We start from the raw sequence: 16503 nt of genomic DNA on the forward strand, positions 1-16503 counted from the left end.
TAATTGAACGTTCAATAAAAAATAAAAGGACTCGAAAATGCCCAAAGTAGGGATGCCAGATATCCGAAAACCACAACTCGTACAAGCCACAATGACGGTGATTGATCGCGTTGGTTTGCATTCGGCCAGCATTGCGTTGATCAGCAAAGAAGCTGGAGTCTCTACTGGAATCATCAACCACTATTTTGGTGGTAAGCACGGGCTACTCGAAGAGACGATGCGTGAGATATTACGCCAACTATCGGTGACCATCACCAAGGCTCTAAGAGAATTACCGACTCATTCTCATCAACAAAGAATCAACGCCATTATCAATGGAAATTTTGAAGGCTACCAAGCAGAGAACAAGGTCGCGAAGACTTGGCTGGCATTTTGGTCCTACTCAATGCACGACGATCAGCTCAAACGGCTGCAACGCGTCAATGAAAAACGTCTAATTTCTCATTTGCTTATCGAACTAAAGGCATTGTTAGATCCGGAGCAAGCTGAGTTGGTGGCACATGGTATTGCATCTCTGATTGATGGCATTTGGCTACGTGGGACGCTCAACCCCGAAGGCATTGATGCAAACAAAGCACGCGCAATCATTAACGATTACCTCGACAAACAGTTGACCTTCTACTCGCTGAATGTCGATTAGCACAGTTACATGCTTGTCATTTTAATTGGCCAATAGAGCCGAAATAGAAACTAAGTCAGATACTGAAATGGAAATGAACTCTTTATACATAGATGGAAAAACGGTTGCTGCTACGTCTGGGGAAACCTTCGTTAGCACTAACCCTGCCAATGGTGAACCTATTGCGATCATTGGCCAAGCATCTCAATCCGATCTCGATCGAGCGGTTGAATCAGCGCAGCGTGGTTTTGCGGTGTGGTCGGCAATGAGTGCTGTCGAGCGCAGTCGTATTTTGAACAAGGCAGTAGAAATACTTAGAACACGAAACGATGACCTTGCAAGGCTTGAGGTTGCTGATACGGGTAAGCCATTGCAAGAAGCGATTGAAGTGGATGTGGCTTCTGGTGCAGACGTCATTGAGTACTACGCAGGTCTCGCGCCGACTCTGCAAGGTGAACAGCAACCCTTGAGTGAAAGCCAGTTTTTCTACACACGTCGAGAGCCTTTGGGTGTGTGTGCTGGCATTGGCGCATGGAACTACCCAATTCAGATAGCGATGTGGAAATCCGCACCAGCATTAGCTGCGGGTAATGCAATGGTGTTCAAGCCTTCAGAAGAAACGCCGCTTACTGCACTAAAATTGGCTGAAATTTTCACGGAAGCAGGTTTGCCTGATGGTGTGTTTAATGTTGTTCAGGGTGATTACCGTGTGGGACAAATGCTGACGGCACACCCTGATATTGCCAAAGTCTCTTTTACTGGTGAAACAGGCACGGGCAAAGCGGTCATGGCTGATAGTGCAAAGACCCTTAAGTCGGTCACTATGGAACTTGGCGGTAAGTCGCCAATGATTATCTTTGATGACGCCAAGCTTGATGATGCGGTATCTGCAGCGATGGTGGCTAACTTCTACACCCAAGGTGAAGTGTGTACCAATGGTACGCGTGTTTATGTCCATGAAAACATCTATCAAGAGTTTGTCGACCAGCTAAAGGTGCGCACAGAAAAGCTCGTGATCGGTGATCCAATGGACATTGAAACACAAATCGGTGCACTTATTTCCAAGCAACACCTATCTAAGGTTCTTGAAGCGATTGATATGGCTAAACAGTCAGGTGCAACGCTGCTGACAGGCGGTTATCAAGTCACTGAGAATGGCTTAGGCGATGGCAATTTTGTAGTGCCAACCGTGTTTGTGGATTGTGATGATGATATGCCTCATGTCCAGCAGGAGATCTTTGGGCCTGTGATGTCGGTACTTAAGTTTACTGATGAAGATGATGTTATTCGCCGCGCAAACGACACCCATTATGGCTTAGCTGCGGGTGTCTTTACCCAAAACCTATCGCGAGCTCACCGCGTTATCCATCAAATGCAAGCCGGTATTTGCTGGGTAAACACTTGGGGCGATTCACCTGCCGAGATGCCTGTCGGTGGTTATAAGTTGTCTGGGGTTGGTCGCGAAAATGGGCCAGAAACCCTACTTCATTACACCCAAACCAAGAGCATTCTTATTGAGCTAGGCGACTACGCCAGCCCTTATGCATAACGCTTAACCTCTCACGGAGAACAGAACATGGAACAACGCTACGATTATATTATCGTCGGCGCGGGTTCGGCCGGCTGTGTGTTGGCCGATCGGCTCACTGAAAGCGGTCAACATAACGTTTTATTGCTAGAAGCGGGGGGGACGGATAAGAGTATTTTTATCCAGATGCCGACAGCCCTTTCTTACCCGATGAATACAGAAAAGTACGCTTGGCAATTTGAAACTCAGCAAGAGTCTGGCCTTGATGGCCGTCAGTTGCACTGTCCTCGTGGCAAAGTGCTCGGTGGTAGCTCATCAATCAACGGTATGGTTTACGTTCGCGGTCACGCTTGCGATTTTGACGAGTGGGAAGAGCAGGGCGCTGTGGGTTGGAATTACCAAGCGTGTCTCCCTTACTTTCGTCGTGCTGAGTCTTGGAATCAGGGCTGTGATGCTTATCGAGGCGGTGATGGACCTGTTGGAACTTGTAACGGTAATGACATGTCGCTCAACCCGCTGTATCAAGCGTTCATTGATGCGGGTAAGGATGCAGGTTACCCAGAAACTAAAGATTACAACGGTTACCAGCAAGAAGGTTTTGGCGCAATGCATATGACGGTGGACAAAGGGGTTCGCGCCTCGACATCGAATGCCTACCTGCGTAGAGCGTTAAAACGTTCCAATCTCACTCTTATCAAAGGCGTGGTGGTTCGTAAGGTATTGCTAGAGCAAGAGTCTGACGAATGGAAAGCGATAGGTGTTGAGTTTGAAAAATCAGGCAAGATTCAAACGGCATCGGCTTCAAAAGAAGTGATCTCTTCGGCCGGGTCTATCGGCTCAGTTCAGTTACTTCAGTTATCCGGTATTGGTCCTAAAGCCGTGCTTGAAAAGGCGGGCGTAGAGCTTAAGCATGAACTCAGTGGTGTGGGTGAAAACCTGCAAGATCACCTCGAAGTCTACTTTCAATATCACTGTAATGAGCCCATTACGCTTAACAGTAAACTCGGTTTAGTCAGCAAAGGCATGATTGGTGCTGAGTGGATTTTGACTCGCAAAGGACTTGGTGCGACCAACCACTTTGAATCCTGCGCCTTTATCCGCTCGCGAAAAGGTCTTAAGTGGCCGAATATTCAATACCACTTTTTGCCAGCCGCGATGCGCTATGACGGACAAGCTGCGTTTGATGGCCATGGCTTCCAAGTCCACGTTGGCCCGAATAAGCCTGAGAGTCGAGGGACAGTGGCGATTACATCGGCCGATCCGCATGACAAACCTGAAATCATTTTTAACTACATCTCGACAGAGCAAGACCGTCAAGATTGGCGTGATTGTATCCGCTTAACGCGTGAAATCCTGTCTCAACCCGCGATGGACAAATTTCGTGGAGAAGAGATTCAGCCAGGAGCAGATATCACCTCCGACGAAGCGATCGATGAGTGGGTAAAACAGAATGTAGAAAGTGCGTATCACCCTTCTTGTGGCTGCAAGATGGGTTCAGATGATGACCCAATGGCGGTTCTGGATGAAGAGTGTCGAGTACGCGGTGTTGCTAACCTACGTGTGGTCGATTCGTCGGTATTCCCAACCATTCCCAATGGTAACCTAAATGCACCCACCATCATGGTCGCTGAGCGTGCCTCTGATTTGATATTGGGTAAAACGCCACTGGCGGCAGCCGATGTTCCCGTTTGGATAGCACCGCGATGGCAAGAGACGCAGCGCGAAAACGAGCCGTTAAGAGCCTTAGCCAACGAAACCTAATTACAAATCTAGACTCAGTCGTCAATAAAGACTGAGCCATAAAAGTATGAGTCAGAAACCACATCGATGTGGTGAAAAGGAAGAATATAAGGAATCACTATGACAATTATCCAAACCTTGACCAAAAAGACAGTGGCCGCTAGTGCGGTGAGCTTATTTGCGTTTAACGCCTATGCATCTGTAGAGCCTCAACAATGCGAACACGTGCGCTTTGCGGATGTTGGCTGGACCGACATTACCGCAACGACAGCGGTGACGACCGAGCTACTAAAAGGTCTGGGATATACAACCAAAACAGACCTACTCTCTGTGCCGGTGACTTACTCATCAATGGCGAATGGTGACATCGATATTTTTCTTGGGAATTGGATGCCAACGATGGAGGGCGATATTGCCAAGTACCGTGAAGCGGGCACTGTTGAAACAGTTCGAGCTAACCTAGAAGGTGCAAAATATACGCTAGCTGTCCCAAAATATGTCTACGATGCCGGTGTGAAAAACTTTGCTGATCTTGCTAAGCACGCCGATAAGTTTAAAGACCGCATCTATGGTATTGAACCTGGCAACGACGGTAACCGCCTAATCCAATCGATGATCGATTCAGATGCCTTCGGTTTGAAAGACTTCAGTCTAGTTGAATCAAGTGAAGCTGGCATGGTGTCACAAGTGTCTCGTGCTGCTCGTCGCAACCAATGGATCGTTTACTTAGGTTGGGCACCGCACCCAATGAACAGTAATGTTGAGATGGAGTATTTAGACGGGGGTGATGACTATTTTGGCCCGAATTACGGGGGCGCCAATGTTTACACTAACGTGCGTGCAAACTATCTGTCTGAGTGTTCAAACGTCGGTCAACTTCTTCAAAACCTAGAGTTCACTCTCGATATGGAGAATGAATTAATGGAAGCCATTCTTAATCAGAACGTTCAGCCAAGCAAAGCTGCTCAGCAGTGGTTAAACAGTAACCCAGAGCAGGTGGAAGCATGGCTCAAGAATGTAAAAACTCTTAAAGGCGACTCAGCGCAAGATGCGGTATCAGCGTATCTAAAGCAAGTAAAAGCGTAACTAGAAGGAAATGGTGAGTTGTTTGCGCAGCTCACCACAGAAAAGGCAATATTGTGAATTTTATTACCGACAACAAAATCCCTGTGGGTCAATGGATGGAAGCGAGTGTCGATTGGCTAACGCTCAATGCGGCAGGACTGTTTGATGCTATCTCTATTTTTTTGGAGACGGTTATTCTGTTTCTTGTTGATGTATTTAAGTGGATGCCACCTGCTGTGCCGATTTTAGTCACAGCGGCAATCGCATGGTATTTACATCGTAAGATTTCACTGGTGGTGTTTGTCGTGGCGGCGCTACTGACCATCCTAAATCTTGGGTACTGGCAAGAAATGCTGGAAACCTTTGTCCTTGTTTTTGCTGCGACAACGATTTCCGTATTAATTGGCGTTCCATTGGGCATTATGGCGGCACATCGTCCTTGGCTCTATACCGTATTAAGACCGATCCTCGATTTGATGCAAACTGTTCCAACGTTTGTTTACCTGATTCCAACCTTAGTGCTGTTTGGATTAGGGATTGTACCTGGGCTTATATCCACCATCATCTTCGCCATTGCTGCACCGATTCGTTTGACCTATCTCGGAGTCACTAAGGTGCCAGAAGAGTTGATCGAAGCAGGCAAAGCATTCGGTGCCAGCCGCATGAAATTGTTGATGAAAGTTGAACTGCCAGCCGCTCTACCAAGCATCATGGCAGGCGTAACTCAGTGCATCATGTTGTCACTGTCGATGGTAGTAATCGCAGCGTTAGTCGGTGCAGATGGCCTAGGAAAACCGGTAGTTCGAGCGTTGAATACCGTAAACATTTCTCAAGGTTTTGAAGCGGGCTTAGCGATCGTTCTTGTGGCGATCATTCTTGACCGATTGTGTAAAACACCAAATCAGAAGGAGGCTTAATCATGGATAACGACAAGCAAAAAATGGATGCGATTACCATTAAGAACCTCGATGTTGTATTTGGCGATAAGACTCAATTGGCGCTTGAGAAACTCGATCAAGGTATGTCTCGTCAGGAGATTATCGATGAGACAGGCCAAGTAGTCGGTGTTGACAACGTGTCTTTGAATATTCAAGAGGGTGAGATCTGTGTGTTGATGGGGCTGTCGGGTTCTGGCAAGTCATCATTGCTGCGCGCGGTGAATGGTTTGAATCCAATCAGCCGTGGCTCACTTGAAGTGAAAGATGGTGACAAGCAGGTCGATCTTGCGCAGTGTGATGAAGCGACTTTGCGCCACCTTCGTACTCATCGTGTATCTATGGTGTTTCAAAAGTTTGCTCTTATGCCTTGGATGACCGTGTTGGACAACGTGGCCTTTGGCTTAGAGATGCAAGGTATGGCAAGAGACGCACGTCGAGCGAAAGCGCGTGAGCAACTTGAAATGGTAGGTCTTGCTGAATGGGAAACCAAATTCCCACATGAGCTATCGGGTGGTATGCAGCAACGTGTTGGTTTAGCAAGAGCGTTCGCGATGGACACGGATATTCTGCTGATGGATGAGCCTTTCTCTGCACTTGACCCTCTGATTCGAGCTCAGTTGCAAGACGAGTTAATTACCCTGCAAAATAAGCTTAATAAAACCATTTTGTTCGTTAGTCACGATCTCGATGAAGCGCTTAAAATCGGTAACAACATCGCGATCATGGAGTCGGGTAAATTGATTCAACATGGCAAGCCAGAAGAGATCGTACTTAAGCCAAAGACCGAATATGTGAAGGACTTTGTTGCCCATACCAACCCATTGAATGTGCTTAAAGGGCGCTCCTTAATGCAGCCTATGGCAGACCTTGAACAGCAAGATCAGAGCTGGAAAATTTGCGCGAGTAAAGACGTATGGATAGAGCAAGTCGAAGGAGCGTTCAGCGTAAAAGGAGAAAGCGACTTCAACCTTCATACATGGCAGGCGTCAGATTCAGAACATTTGGATCTTGAGCCGTCTACTCTGGTGTTGGCGAGTCCTGACATTGGTATGCGTGACGCAATCAAACTCAAACAGCAGAGTGATTACCCAATCTTGCTGGTGGAAGACCAACAACTGGTAGGTATTTTGGATGATAGCGAGTTCTATAGTGCGTTGACCGGAGATTTTCAGCTCAACAGCGCAGCCTAAGCCGCTCTAATCGGTAAATGAGACGGCCTTCGTTCGTAGTCTCATTTACCTTTAAGCTCTATATCAGTCATGCTTTTATCCTGGGTGATTTCACAAAAGTGCCATATTGCGCAGGGTTAGAGTTTCAGAAAAGATTGAGAATAGTATTAACATAAGTACAATGCGGAAAAATCAATGAATTAATCTATCAATTTACAGTGTAATTCTCATCTCGCCGGCAGTATAACCGCGCGACTCGATTTGCTCTGTAAACTCACTCACAGCAAAAAAGAACAAAGGTCTGCATCTTGGACAAACATGACGAAATCCTGGTCGCTATTCGCCAAATTATTCGCGCTATCGATTTACACTCGAAAAAGCTGAGTAAAGAGTATGGATTGACTGGCCCTCAATTGATTTTAATGAGAGCAATCCAAGAGATGGGCAATGTGACGATCAAAGAGTTATCGAACCACACTAATGTGAGTCAGGCGACGACGACTACCATCATTGACCGTTTGGAGCAAAACGGCTATGTACAGCGTGTGCGCAGTGTGTCAGACAGACGTAAGGTTCACGCGAATCTAACCGAAAAAGGTCAAGACCTGCTAAACAGTGCGCCACCGCCTCTTCAAGATAACTTTGTTAACAAGTTCCAAAACTTAGAGCCGTGGGAACAGAGTCTACTTCTCTCTTCGATGCAACGCATCTCTTCGATGATGAATGCAGAAGACATTGATGCAGCGCCTGTGCTTCAGCTAGAAGGCATCGCGAATACGATTAAAGCGGACGAGTCTGCGAAATAGTCTGTTCAAAGACAAAGCGGACGTCACTGTGTTGATTAAAATACCAGACCACGCATTTTTGCGTGGTCTTTTCGTTTGTGTTGTTGCCATTTTATCTGAATGAGTCAACGGGCGTTTGTCTCTTGTTGGTTGTGGAACTTGGCAATCAGAGCTAACACATCTTCTTCGGTGACCGGCGTTCCGTAGTAGTAACCTTGCAGGTAGTTACAGCCCAAGCGAGTTAGGAAGGTTTCTTGCTCTTTGGTCTCAACTCCTTCAGCCACAACCTTAAGAGAGTAATTTTTGGCTAAGCGATAAAGCACGTTTATCATCTCTTGTTTGGAGGGGTTGTTATTAAATATTTGATCAACGAAGGATTTGTCGATTTTTAAGGTGTCAAATGGGTAACGAATGAGCTGATTGAAAGAGGTAAACCCAGTACCAAAATCATCGATGGCTAGGTCTACGCCAATCTTTTTCAAATCAAATAACACGTCTAATTCAGTGGTTTCATCCGGTACAAACGCAGTTTCCGTAACTTCAAATTCTATGTTCTCAGCCGGTACCCCAGTGCTGATTAGCATACGATTGACGTCTGCAGGAAAACCCGGTGACATTAACTCCAAACTGGAGATGTTGATAGAAAATTTGAGTGAACGGTTTCCTCTATCAATAATTTTTTTGGCGGCCACTAGACCATTACTGATCACCCACATGTCGATGTCACGAATCATACCTGTCCGTTCGGCGCATGGGATAAACTCATCTGGGCCGATATTTTTCTCGGCTAGTTCTGGGCAGCGCAATAACAGTTCAAAACCCCGTAGCGTTTTTGAAGCAGCATTGATGATCGGCATGAATGAAAAGTTAAACCCATTTTCATTAAGTGCTCTTATCAAAGTCTGCTCAATCAGGAGCTCTTTAGCGACTACCTCTTCGAGAGCTGAGTTGTAAAAGTAGTGGCGAGCATCAGATTCTTTAGCCACATACATTGCTCTATCCGCTTGAATCATCAGCGAGTCTGTAGTGAGATTCTCATTATGCTCGTTGATCTCAACCACACCCAAGCTTATCCCTACACGATAACGTTGATCACCGAGAAAAAAGTTGGATTCAAACTGCGCTTCAATGCTTTCCAGTACGCTCAAAATGTCGGAGAGGCGAGTTATACCATAGATGTAAATGGCGAATTCATCCCCACTGAGCCGTGCAAAAAGGTAAGATTCAAACAGACGAGCACGTGAGCGTTGCAGTATTTGTTGAGTGGATGACGCAAAGCGTATTAAGAGCTCGTCACCTGCATCGTGACCGTAATTATCATTAATCGCTTTAAATTTATCGAGGTCGATATAGATAAGATAACTTGTACCGTGGTGCTCTTCAGAGAGCAGTCTCTTCAGGTTTTGCATAAAGAAGGTGCGGTTATCAAGACCAGTAAGCGTATCGGTTTCCACTAACGTTTTGACACGTTCGAATACTGATTGATAGCGAGGGTCTATCTGCTTATCTTTGCTCGGTTGAGTTGGGTCGCTTGATTTAAATGTATCGAGCTCTCGAGTATAAGCCTGAAGAGGCTGGAGTACTTGTCGATAAAATAGGAAGTAACCACCACAAATGAGCAGTAGCGTTATCGCTAAGGTAGCGCCGCCTATTGTAATCTTGGCTTGATTGAGTTGGTTTTGGTAATTTTCAGGGAAAACACGTAAGGATGCGGAAATGAAAGGGTCCGTGTGTTTAAAAGCGACACCATCAGAGTAGTCCACTTCCATCTTCATCGAGCGGCTGTCAAAGGCGTGATAGTTGGTCAACGCAACCACTAACGGCTCTGCCTCGTGTGGCGAAAACATGCTTCTCTCTTTACCGGTTAGAAAGCGGTAGTCAAAAGCGAACCCTAATGGCAGTTGCTCTTTTAAGGTAGCTTTGAAGTCATCGAATACAGAAATGGGCAATATGAGGATTGCAATGCGGTCATGGTAGCCGTCTAAAGTGCGTGCGGTAATGGCATAGAGTTTGCCATCTATGATAGAGAGCTTTTCTGAGTTGTTTGGGTCAGAGAGGTAAGTACGGCTTGTGTCTAGGAACAGTTGATTGGATTGATGCTTTAACGTTTGTACTGAGCTCGCAATGAGGTTGGAGTGCGAATCGATGATGGCAAACGAGTATGAATTGTCGATGTTATAGTCAAATCGCGTGCTGCCTAATTGTGTATCGATCGACGAAAACGCGTCGTAGACTGTTCGATTTAAGTCTACTCTCTTTATAAAACTCTCTCTTTCTACGATGTTGTTCAAGAAGGCTTTTTGATCACGAAGCTCTTCTCCGATCTGTTTCACCACAAACTCAAGCTGTACACACCACTTACTTACGATCTGGTTCTTAATTTGCTTTTCATAGACCAAGTAGTAAGCGATGCCGCTAGAAAAAACAAGGATGAAAATAGCGGGTATAAAAATGCGAGCGGCCCTGTTCGTTAAATCCATATAACACTCCAATCTCCCAGTCGTCATTCACTCCTGTCGACTGATATGCTACCTTGCACATAATTGAAGTTAGGTCAGATCGATGACCTTTGTAAAGGGTTTTGAGGGAGTATTTTGTAAAACCACCAATGTAAATATGTTGTTTTAGGGGAGATGCAGCATTCACATAAATAATCGTATTTCCAATCATCCAGAGTCGGTTTCTGTTCGTATACAGAGAAGTTAACTTTGACGGAGTTTTTATGTCGGTAAAAGAAAGGAATATCCCAACCCACAGAATTTCACGCTTCGGTAAGTTTGCGTCGCTGGCGACTCGTGTTGCGGGCAACGTACTGGCAGAAGGGACCAAGCAAATAGCTCAAGGTAACCGACCGAAAGCACGAGATCTATTATTGACACCACAGAACATTGCTCGCCTTACTGAACAGCTCGCACATCTTCGAGGGGCGGCCATGAAGCTAGGGCAAATGTTGTCGATGGACGCAGGAGATGTTCTTGAGCCTGAGCTCGCCGATATATTGAGCAGGCTTCGATCGGATGCGGACCCTCTCCCTGCCAAGCAACTGAATCAAGTGCTGGAAAATTCACTCGGACCCAATTGGAAATCGGAGTACATCGCTTTTAATTTTAAGCCGATCGCGAGCGCCTCGATTGGACAAGTGCATCAAGCGTATAGTGACGCGGGTGATAAATTGGCGGTTAAGGTTCAATACCCGGGTATTCGAAAGAGTATCGATAGCGATGTTGATAATGTCGGTACCCTACTTAAAGTGGTGGGGTTGATTCCTGAGTCAGTCGATTACAAGGGCTTGTTGGAAGAGGCGAAAAAGCAGCTGCATGATGAAGCTGATTACCAACGAGAGGCGCAGTTTGCCATTCGTTATCATCAAGCACTGCAGGCTGATAGTCGTTTTCTCGTACCTAAAATCCACTCTGTAAGCTCGTCTGATACGGTACTTACAATGGAGTTTATTGAGGGACAATCGGTCGAGTTGGTTGAGCACACATCACAAGAAACACGCGATTTTGTCGTGTCCAGTCTGCTTGAACTGCTGTTTAAGGAGCTATTTGAATTGAAGATGGTGCAAACCGATCCCAATTTCGCTAACTACCTCTACAATGAAAAAACCAATCAGATCGGCCTACTCGATTTTGGAGCGACGCGAGAGTATAGCGACAAGTTCAGTAACGGTTATCGTCAAGTGTTTCGCTCCGTGATCGAGGGGGATGAATTAGGTCTCAACCGAGCTCTAGAAGAGATCGGATTCTTCAGTAATACCATTGTGGATAGCCAGCGTCAGGCAGTACTTAACCTTGTCAAGATGGCGTGCGAGCCTATGCTGGTTGAAGGACAGTATGACTTTAAAAAGAGTGACCTTGCCAAGAGGCTCCGGGAAGCTGGAACGATCTTGAGTATGGAGCAAGAGTATTGGCACACGCCTCCTGCCGATGCTCTATTCCTGCATAGAAAGATCGGAGGTATGTATCTGTTGGCCGCGAGAATTGGTGCTAAGGTCAACATCCGCCAATTGGTGCAACCTTATCTAAAAGTGTTGTGAATCGCTTGCAGTAGTGATCAAAAGACGCTCAGGGGCAGTACAACCAGTATGGTTTCTAACTGAGAGAATAACATGACGAGATATCTACAACTTTTGGTTGGCTTTTGCTTAACCTCAATAACGACACTCTCTTTTGCGGCAGCGTGCCCAGATATACTGAAAGGCTCACAACGTTTGCTAAATTCCACAGAGGAGGTGAGCTTGTGCGAGGAGTTCCAAGGAAAAACATTGCTAGTCGTCAACACCGCAAGCCAGTGTGGATTCACTTCTCAGTTTGGACAGCTTGAGTCGCTCCATCAAGAGTACAAAGATAAGAACTTCACAGTGGTTGGATTCCCGAGTAATGACTTCCGACAAGACAAAGGCAGCGAGGCAGACAGTGCCAAAGTGTGTTATCTCGATTATGGCGTGACATTCCCGATGATGGCGCGCTCTTCAATCTCAGGGCCTGACGCCAACCCAGTGTTTAGTGAAATCAAGAAGCAAGCAGGCGTTTCTCCTCGATGGAATTTCTACAAATACCTGATTGATAAAGATGGCAATGTAGTAGGGACATTCGGAAGTTCGACTTCACCTTCAAGCGCCACCTTAGTAAATGCTATTGAGCAGCAACTGTAGGGAGGCGATATGTCACAAACAAGAAGCACCATGCTAAGGCTAGGTTATCTTGGCCTGATACCTTTTGCGTACGGTCTGTTGTTGATGCATGGTGTAGTTTTGCTAAGCCAATAAAAAAGAGAAAAGCTTTCGCCTTTCTCTTCCTGATTTATCTTGCGTTACTCAAACCTTATTAGATTTGGTCTGCAAAGCTCATTAGGTGCTGTTTTACTTCGTCTGAAGCAAACGCGTTTTCTACAGAGTATTTGTAGATTTGAGCGTAATCTTCTTTGGTTAGGTCGAACGTTTCACAAACACGCTTAACTTCGTTAGTCATGGTTGTGTTCGATACTGTGCGGTTATCAGTGTTGATCGTTACCACGATACCGTCTTTCTGGAATTCAGAGATAGGGTGGTCGCTGAACTTGTGGATACACTTAGTCTGAACGTTACTTGTTGGGCACGTTTCTAGGGCAACTTGTTTCTCTTTCACGATGTTGTACGCATCTTCGTTACCTTGGATGTGAACACCGTGACCAATACGTTCAGCGTCTAGTAGCGTTACTGCGTCATAAACGTTTTGACCGTGCCATTGCTCACCAGCGTGTACTGTCACACGGTAGCCTTTTTCGATGGCGTATTTTGTGTACTCTGGGAACTCTGCGCAGAAACCTGGCTTCTCACCGCCTGCGATATCAAATGCGACAACACCTTTACCTAGGTAAGCTTGGCCCGCATCGATCACGTCTTTGATAGAGTCTTTCGGGAACATACGAAGAACAGAAAGGATGTAGTTACCTTTGATGTCGTACTTCTCTTCTGCACGCTTCATGCCTTTTACAGCGCTCGCAATGATCGTATCAAGCGACAGACCTTTGTTTACGTGAAGAATAGGTGCAAAACGCACTTCAAGGTATTTCACGTTCTCGAGCGCTGCGTCTTCGTACAGCTCGTAAGAGATACGCTCAATCGCTTCTTCAGTTTGCATTACTTTAAGCGGTAGAGAGAAACACGCTAGGTACTCATCTAGGTTCTTACAGTCTTCTGGCACAGTAAGAGACTCAACTACGGCATCACGGTCTGCAGGTAGCTCAATATCGTATTGCTTTGCAAGATCAATGATGGTGTCTGGACGAACGCTTCCGTCTAGGTGGCAGTGAAGATCAATCTTAGGGAGTGCTAGAAAGTTCATGAGTATTCCTTAGTTCTATTATTCTTGAGTAGTTAACTCATAGGTTATATGGGTCTAAATTACCAACTTCATGATATGATTGAAAGTGACATAAAATCATTTTTGATGTGAATCTAAGGAATGTCATGGTTGATGTGAAGCGATTACTGAAATGCGATATGAATCTTTTGCTTTGCTTGCACGTTTTACTTGAAGAGCGCAGTGTAAGCAAGACCGCACAGCGCATGTTTTTGAGCCAATCCGCAGTGAGTAAACAACTGACAAAACTTCGTACTTTGTTTGATGATCCTTTGTTCGAGCGTGAGTCTAAAGGTCTGTTTCCGACACCAAAAGCACTGGAAATAGCACCGAAAGTGCATCAAATATTACTTCAAGTTGAACAACTTACAGTGCCTGAAGATTTTGACCCTCTTGGTAGTGATCGCACCTTTAACATTGATCTCGTCGAGACGGCCTACACTGCGATCTATCCCCAATTTATGCCCAACGCGCTAGCGCAAGCCCCCAACATCACCATAAACAGTACGACGTGGACAGGTGAAACCTACAAACGCCTGTTAAAGCGAGAGGTGGATTTCGGTATCGGTATTTTCGAGCTAGACGAGCGCGCCAGCACGCACGTTCATAGTATTCCGTCTGATCTGAATTACGTCGAGTTACTTCAAGATTACTCAGTCTGTTTGATGCGTAAAGATCATCCAGCATTGAAGGAAGAGTGGAATCTAAACACCTTCCTCAAATATCGACACATTCAGTTGGTGACGGGTGGGGTTGGCGATTGGTTATTGTTAGAAATACTGCAAGCGAAGCAGCTTAAGATCAACAAGGCAGCCAACGTCTCTGATATATCGAGTGCGGTGAAACTCTGTAAGCAAAGCGATTTATTGATGTGTTATCCCTACAACTCGGTAAGAGACTACATTGAGAGTGGCGAACTGGTGATGAAACAGATACCGATCGAGTTGGTGCCGGGTGGTCTATTTCTCCTTTGGCACCGTTACTACGACTCTGAGCCAAGTCACAAATGGCTCAGAGAGCTGATTATCGAACAGACCCGATAGATGTGTTCGATGAAACGTCGAAGGCGCTTGCCTGTCTGCTGTTCGAATTAAAGTCATGGTTGTTATGCGGTGAACCAAAAATGATTGACAGGGGTAGAATGATCGCTCTACCCTATAGGTAGAACAACCATTCTACCTTTGTGAGTGTGTTGATGTACTTCCTCTGAAACGTATTGAGATCGCTCTATGTTGAAAGAACAAATTGCCGCAGCTCTTGAAGTTGCATTTAGCCAACACGGTTTTGCTGAACCAAGTGTAGCTCAATTGAAAACGGCTTGTGGCGTGAGCTTAAGAACCTTATACAAACATTACCCTTCAAAAGAGGCGATGATTGTTGGAGCCCTTGAGCATCGTCACCAGCGTTATTTGAGTCTGTTACGCGAAGCGGCACCGCAAAGCGCAAAAGAGTGTATCGAACATGTATTTACGCGACTGCAAAGTTGGATGGAAGAGTATGCACCACACGGTTGCTTGTCTATGAACGCGATTGCTGCGTTCCCTGACAATGAGTTGATTAACCAAGCTGTACTCGACCACAAACATGAAGTGCGAGATCTACTAGGGCAGTTGAGTCACAACGAAGCGTTATCTACCCCACTATTTCTATTGCATGAAGGCGTTTCAAATGCATGGCCTGTACTCGGCCAAGCAGCCGTCGCTTCTGCGAAAAGCACAGCTAACACGCTGTTAATTGAGGATTCATTATGAGTTTTGATGTACCAGCAACGATGAAAGCCGTTGAGATGTTAGGCCATGGCGGAGAAGAGATGCTGCAATACCGAGAGGATGTTGCGGTTCCAACGCCCGCACCTAACGAAGTACTGATTCAGGTGATGGCGGCGGGTGTTAACAATACTGACATTAATACACGTATTGGGTGGTACTCAAAGAGCGATGATTCTGATGATGCCAGTTGGTCTAGTGAGTCTTTGACATTCCCGCGAATTCAAGGTGCGGATGTGTGTGGTGTTATCGTTGCAGTGGGTGAGCAAGTTGACACTTCTCGTATTGGTGAGCGTGTGATGATCGAACCATGTTTAACAGAAGTGTATGGCCGAGAGCTACCACAGCCTTGGTACTTTGGTTCTGAATGCGACGGCGGTTTTGCTGAATACACTAAGGTTGCGTCTAAGCATGCTTACGCGGTTCAAAGTGAGCTGTCTGACATTGAGCTTGCTTCATTTCCTTGTTCCTATTCAACCGCAGAGAACATGCTCACTCGCGCTCAAGTTGCTGAAGGTGATCGCGTGTTGATCTCAGGCGCTTCTGGTGGTGTAGGCTCTGCTGCGATTCAGCTTGCTAAAGCGCGTGGCGCGTATGTGATTGCGATGACCAGTCCGAGCAAGAATCAGCAACTGCTAGATCTCGGTGCCGATGAAGTGATTCCTCGAGATGCGAACCTTATTGAGACGCTTGGCGTAAATAGTGTCAATGTGGTGATTGATTTGGTAGCGGGAGAACAGTGGCCGCAGTTCTTGGAAGTGTTAAAACCAGGCAGTCGTTACGCCGTCTCAGGTGCAATCGGCGGTGCGATGGTAGAGTTAGATGTGCGCACACTTTATCTCAAAGACTTACGCTTCTTTGGTTGTACTGTGCTTGAGCCCGAAGTGTTCCAAAATCTGATCGATCGAATCGAAAAACAACAGGTTCGCCCGATTGTCGCACAGTCTTTCCCATTAGCTGATATTCATCAAGCACAACAAGAGTTCTTGAAGAAAAACCATGTCGGTAAGATTGTATTGGAAGTCGCGAAACGTTAAAGACAATCGA

The 16503-nt window shown here is 46.0% G+C and carries 14 protein-coding genes; 12 read left to right on the forward strand and 2 right to left on the reverse strand.

The annotated features are described in order from the left end of the window. Positions 1-37 precede the first annotated feature (37 nt). The 7 genes from betI (at position 38) to AC6I7V_RS17575 (ending at position 7865) form a co-directional block, all read left to right on the forward strand. Positions 38-640, forward strand: a complete 603-nt coding sequence (betI, locus tag AC6I7V_RS17545; protein WP_255232227.1) for a transcriptional regulator BetI — start codon at positions 38-40, stop codon at positions 638-640. A 67-nt stretch (positions 641-707) separates the two neighbouring features. Next, positions 708-2168, forward strand: a complete 1461-nt coding sequence (gene betB, locus AC6I7V_RS17550; protein ID WP_255232226.1) for a betaine-aldehyde dehydrogenase — start codon at positions 708-710, stop codon at positions 2166-2168. A gap of 27 nt (positions 2169-2195) precedes the next feature. Then, positions 2196-3908, forward strand: coding sequence for a choline dehydrogenase (betA, locus tag AC6I7V_RS17555; protein ID WP_498011735.1), 1713 nt, complete (start codon positions 2196-2198; stop codon positions 3906-3908). A gap of 99 nt (positions 3909-4007) precedes the next feature. Further along, positions 4008-4973 carry a choline ABC transporter substrate-binding protein gene (locus AC6I7V_RS17560; protein ID WP_498011736.1) on the forward strand — a complete coding sequence of 322 codons (966 nt, stop codon included), beginning with the start codon at positions 4008-4010 and terminating at the stop codon, positions 4971-4973. 53 nt (positions 4974-5026) lie between these two features. Beyond that, a complete protein-coding gene (gene choW / locus AC6I7V_RS17565; protein WP_255232223.1) occupies positions 5027-5869 on the forward strand; it encodes a choline ABC transporter permease subunit in 843 nt (280 codons plus the stop codon). A 2-nt stretch (positions 5870-5871) separates the two neighbouring features. Beyond that, positions 5872-7080, forward strand: coding sequence for a choline ABC transporter ATP-binding protein (choV, locus tag AC6I7V_RS17570; RefSeq protein ID WP_255232222.1), 1209 nt, complete (start codon positions 5872-5874; stop codon positions 7078-7080). Positions 7081-7367: 287 nt separating this feature from the next. Then, positions 7368-7865, forward strand: coding sequence for a MarR family winged helix-turn-helix transcriptional regulator (locus tag AC6I7V_RS17575; RefSeq protein WP_498011737.1), 498 nt, complete (start codon positions 7368-7370; stop codon positions 7863-7865). A 104-nt stretch (positions 7866-7969) separates the two neighbouring features. Here AC6I7V_RS17575 and AC6I7V_RS17580 read toward each other — a convergent pair whose 3' ends face one another. Next, a complete protein-coding gene (locus tag AC6I7V_RS17580) occupies positions 7970-10324 on the reverse strand; it encodes a putative bifunctional diguanylate cyclase/phosphodiesterase (protein ID WP_498011738.1) in 2355 nt (784 codons plus the stop codon). Between the two features lie 242 nt (positions 10325-10566). Here AC6I7V_RS17580 and AC6I7V_RS17585 point away from each other — a divergent pair, with 242 nt between their 5' ends. Next, the gene (locus AC6I7V_RS17585; RefSeq protein ID WP_255232219.1) at positions 10567-11883 is read left to right on the forward strand and encodes an ABC1 kinase family protein; all 1317 of its coding nucleotides are present in this window, start codon (positions 10567-10569) and stop codon (positions 11881-11883) included. 72 nt (positions 11884-11955) lie between these two features. Further along, the gene (locus AC6I7V_RS17590) at positions 11956-12501 is read left to right on the forward strand and encodes a glutathione peroxidase (protein ID WP_498011739.1); all 546 of its coding nucleotides are present in this window, start codon (positions 11956-11958) and stop codon (positions 12499-12501) included. 172 nt (positions 12502-12673) lie between these two features. Here AC6I7V_RS17590 and add read toward each other — a convergent pair whose 3' ends face one another. Continuing rightward, the gene (gene add / locus AC6I7V_RS17595) at positions 12674-13672 is read right to left on the reverse strand and encodes an adenosine deaminase (protein WP_032553834.1); all 999 of its coding nucleotides are present in this window, start codon (positions 13670-13672) and stop codon (positions 12674-12676) included. Between the two features lie 125 nt (positions 13673-13797). Between add and AC6I7V_RS17600 the strand changes: the two genes are divergently transcribed. From AC6I7V_RS17600 to AC6I7V_RS17610, 3 genes are all read left to right on the forward strand, one after another. Further along, positions 13798-14733, forward strand: a complete 936-nt coding sequence (locus tag AC6I7V_RS17600; protein ID WP_255232214.1) for a LysR family transcriptional regulator — start codon at positions 13798-13800, stop codon at positions 14731-14733. Positions 14734-14919: 186 nt separating this feature from the next. After that, the gene (locus AC6I7V_RS17605) at positions 14920-15441 is read left to right on the forward strand and encodes a TetR/AcrR family transcriptional regulator (protein WP_255232213.1); all 522 of its coding nucleotides are present in this window, start codon (positions 14920-14922) and stop codon (positions 15439-15441) included. Beyond that, positions 15438-16493, forward strand: a complete 1056-nt coding sequence (locus AC6I7V_RS17610; RefSeq protein WP_498011740.1) for an alcohol dehydrogenase family protein — start codon at positions 15438-15440, stop codon at positions 16491-16493. The genes AC6I7V_RS17605 and AC6I7V_RS17610 overlap by 4 nt, the downstream gene beginning before the upstream one ends. Positions 16494-16503 lie beyond the last annotated feature (10 nt).

It is taken from the genome of Vibrio sp. KUL70 (assembly GCF_059725515.1).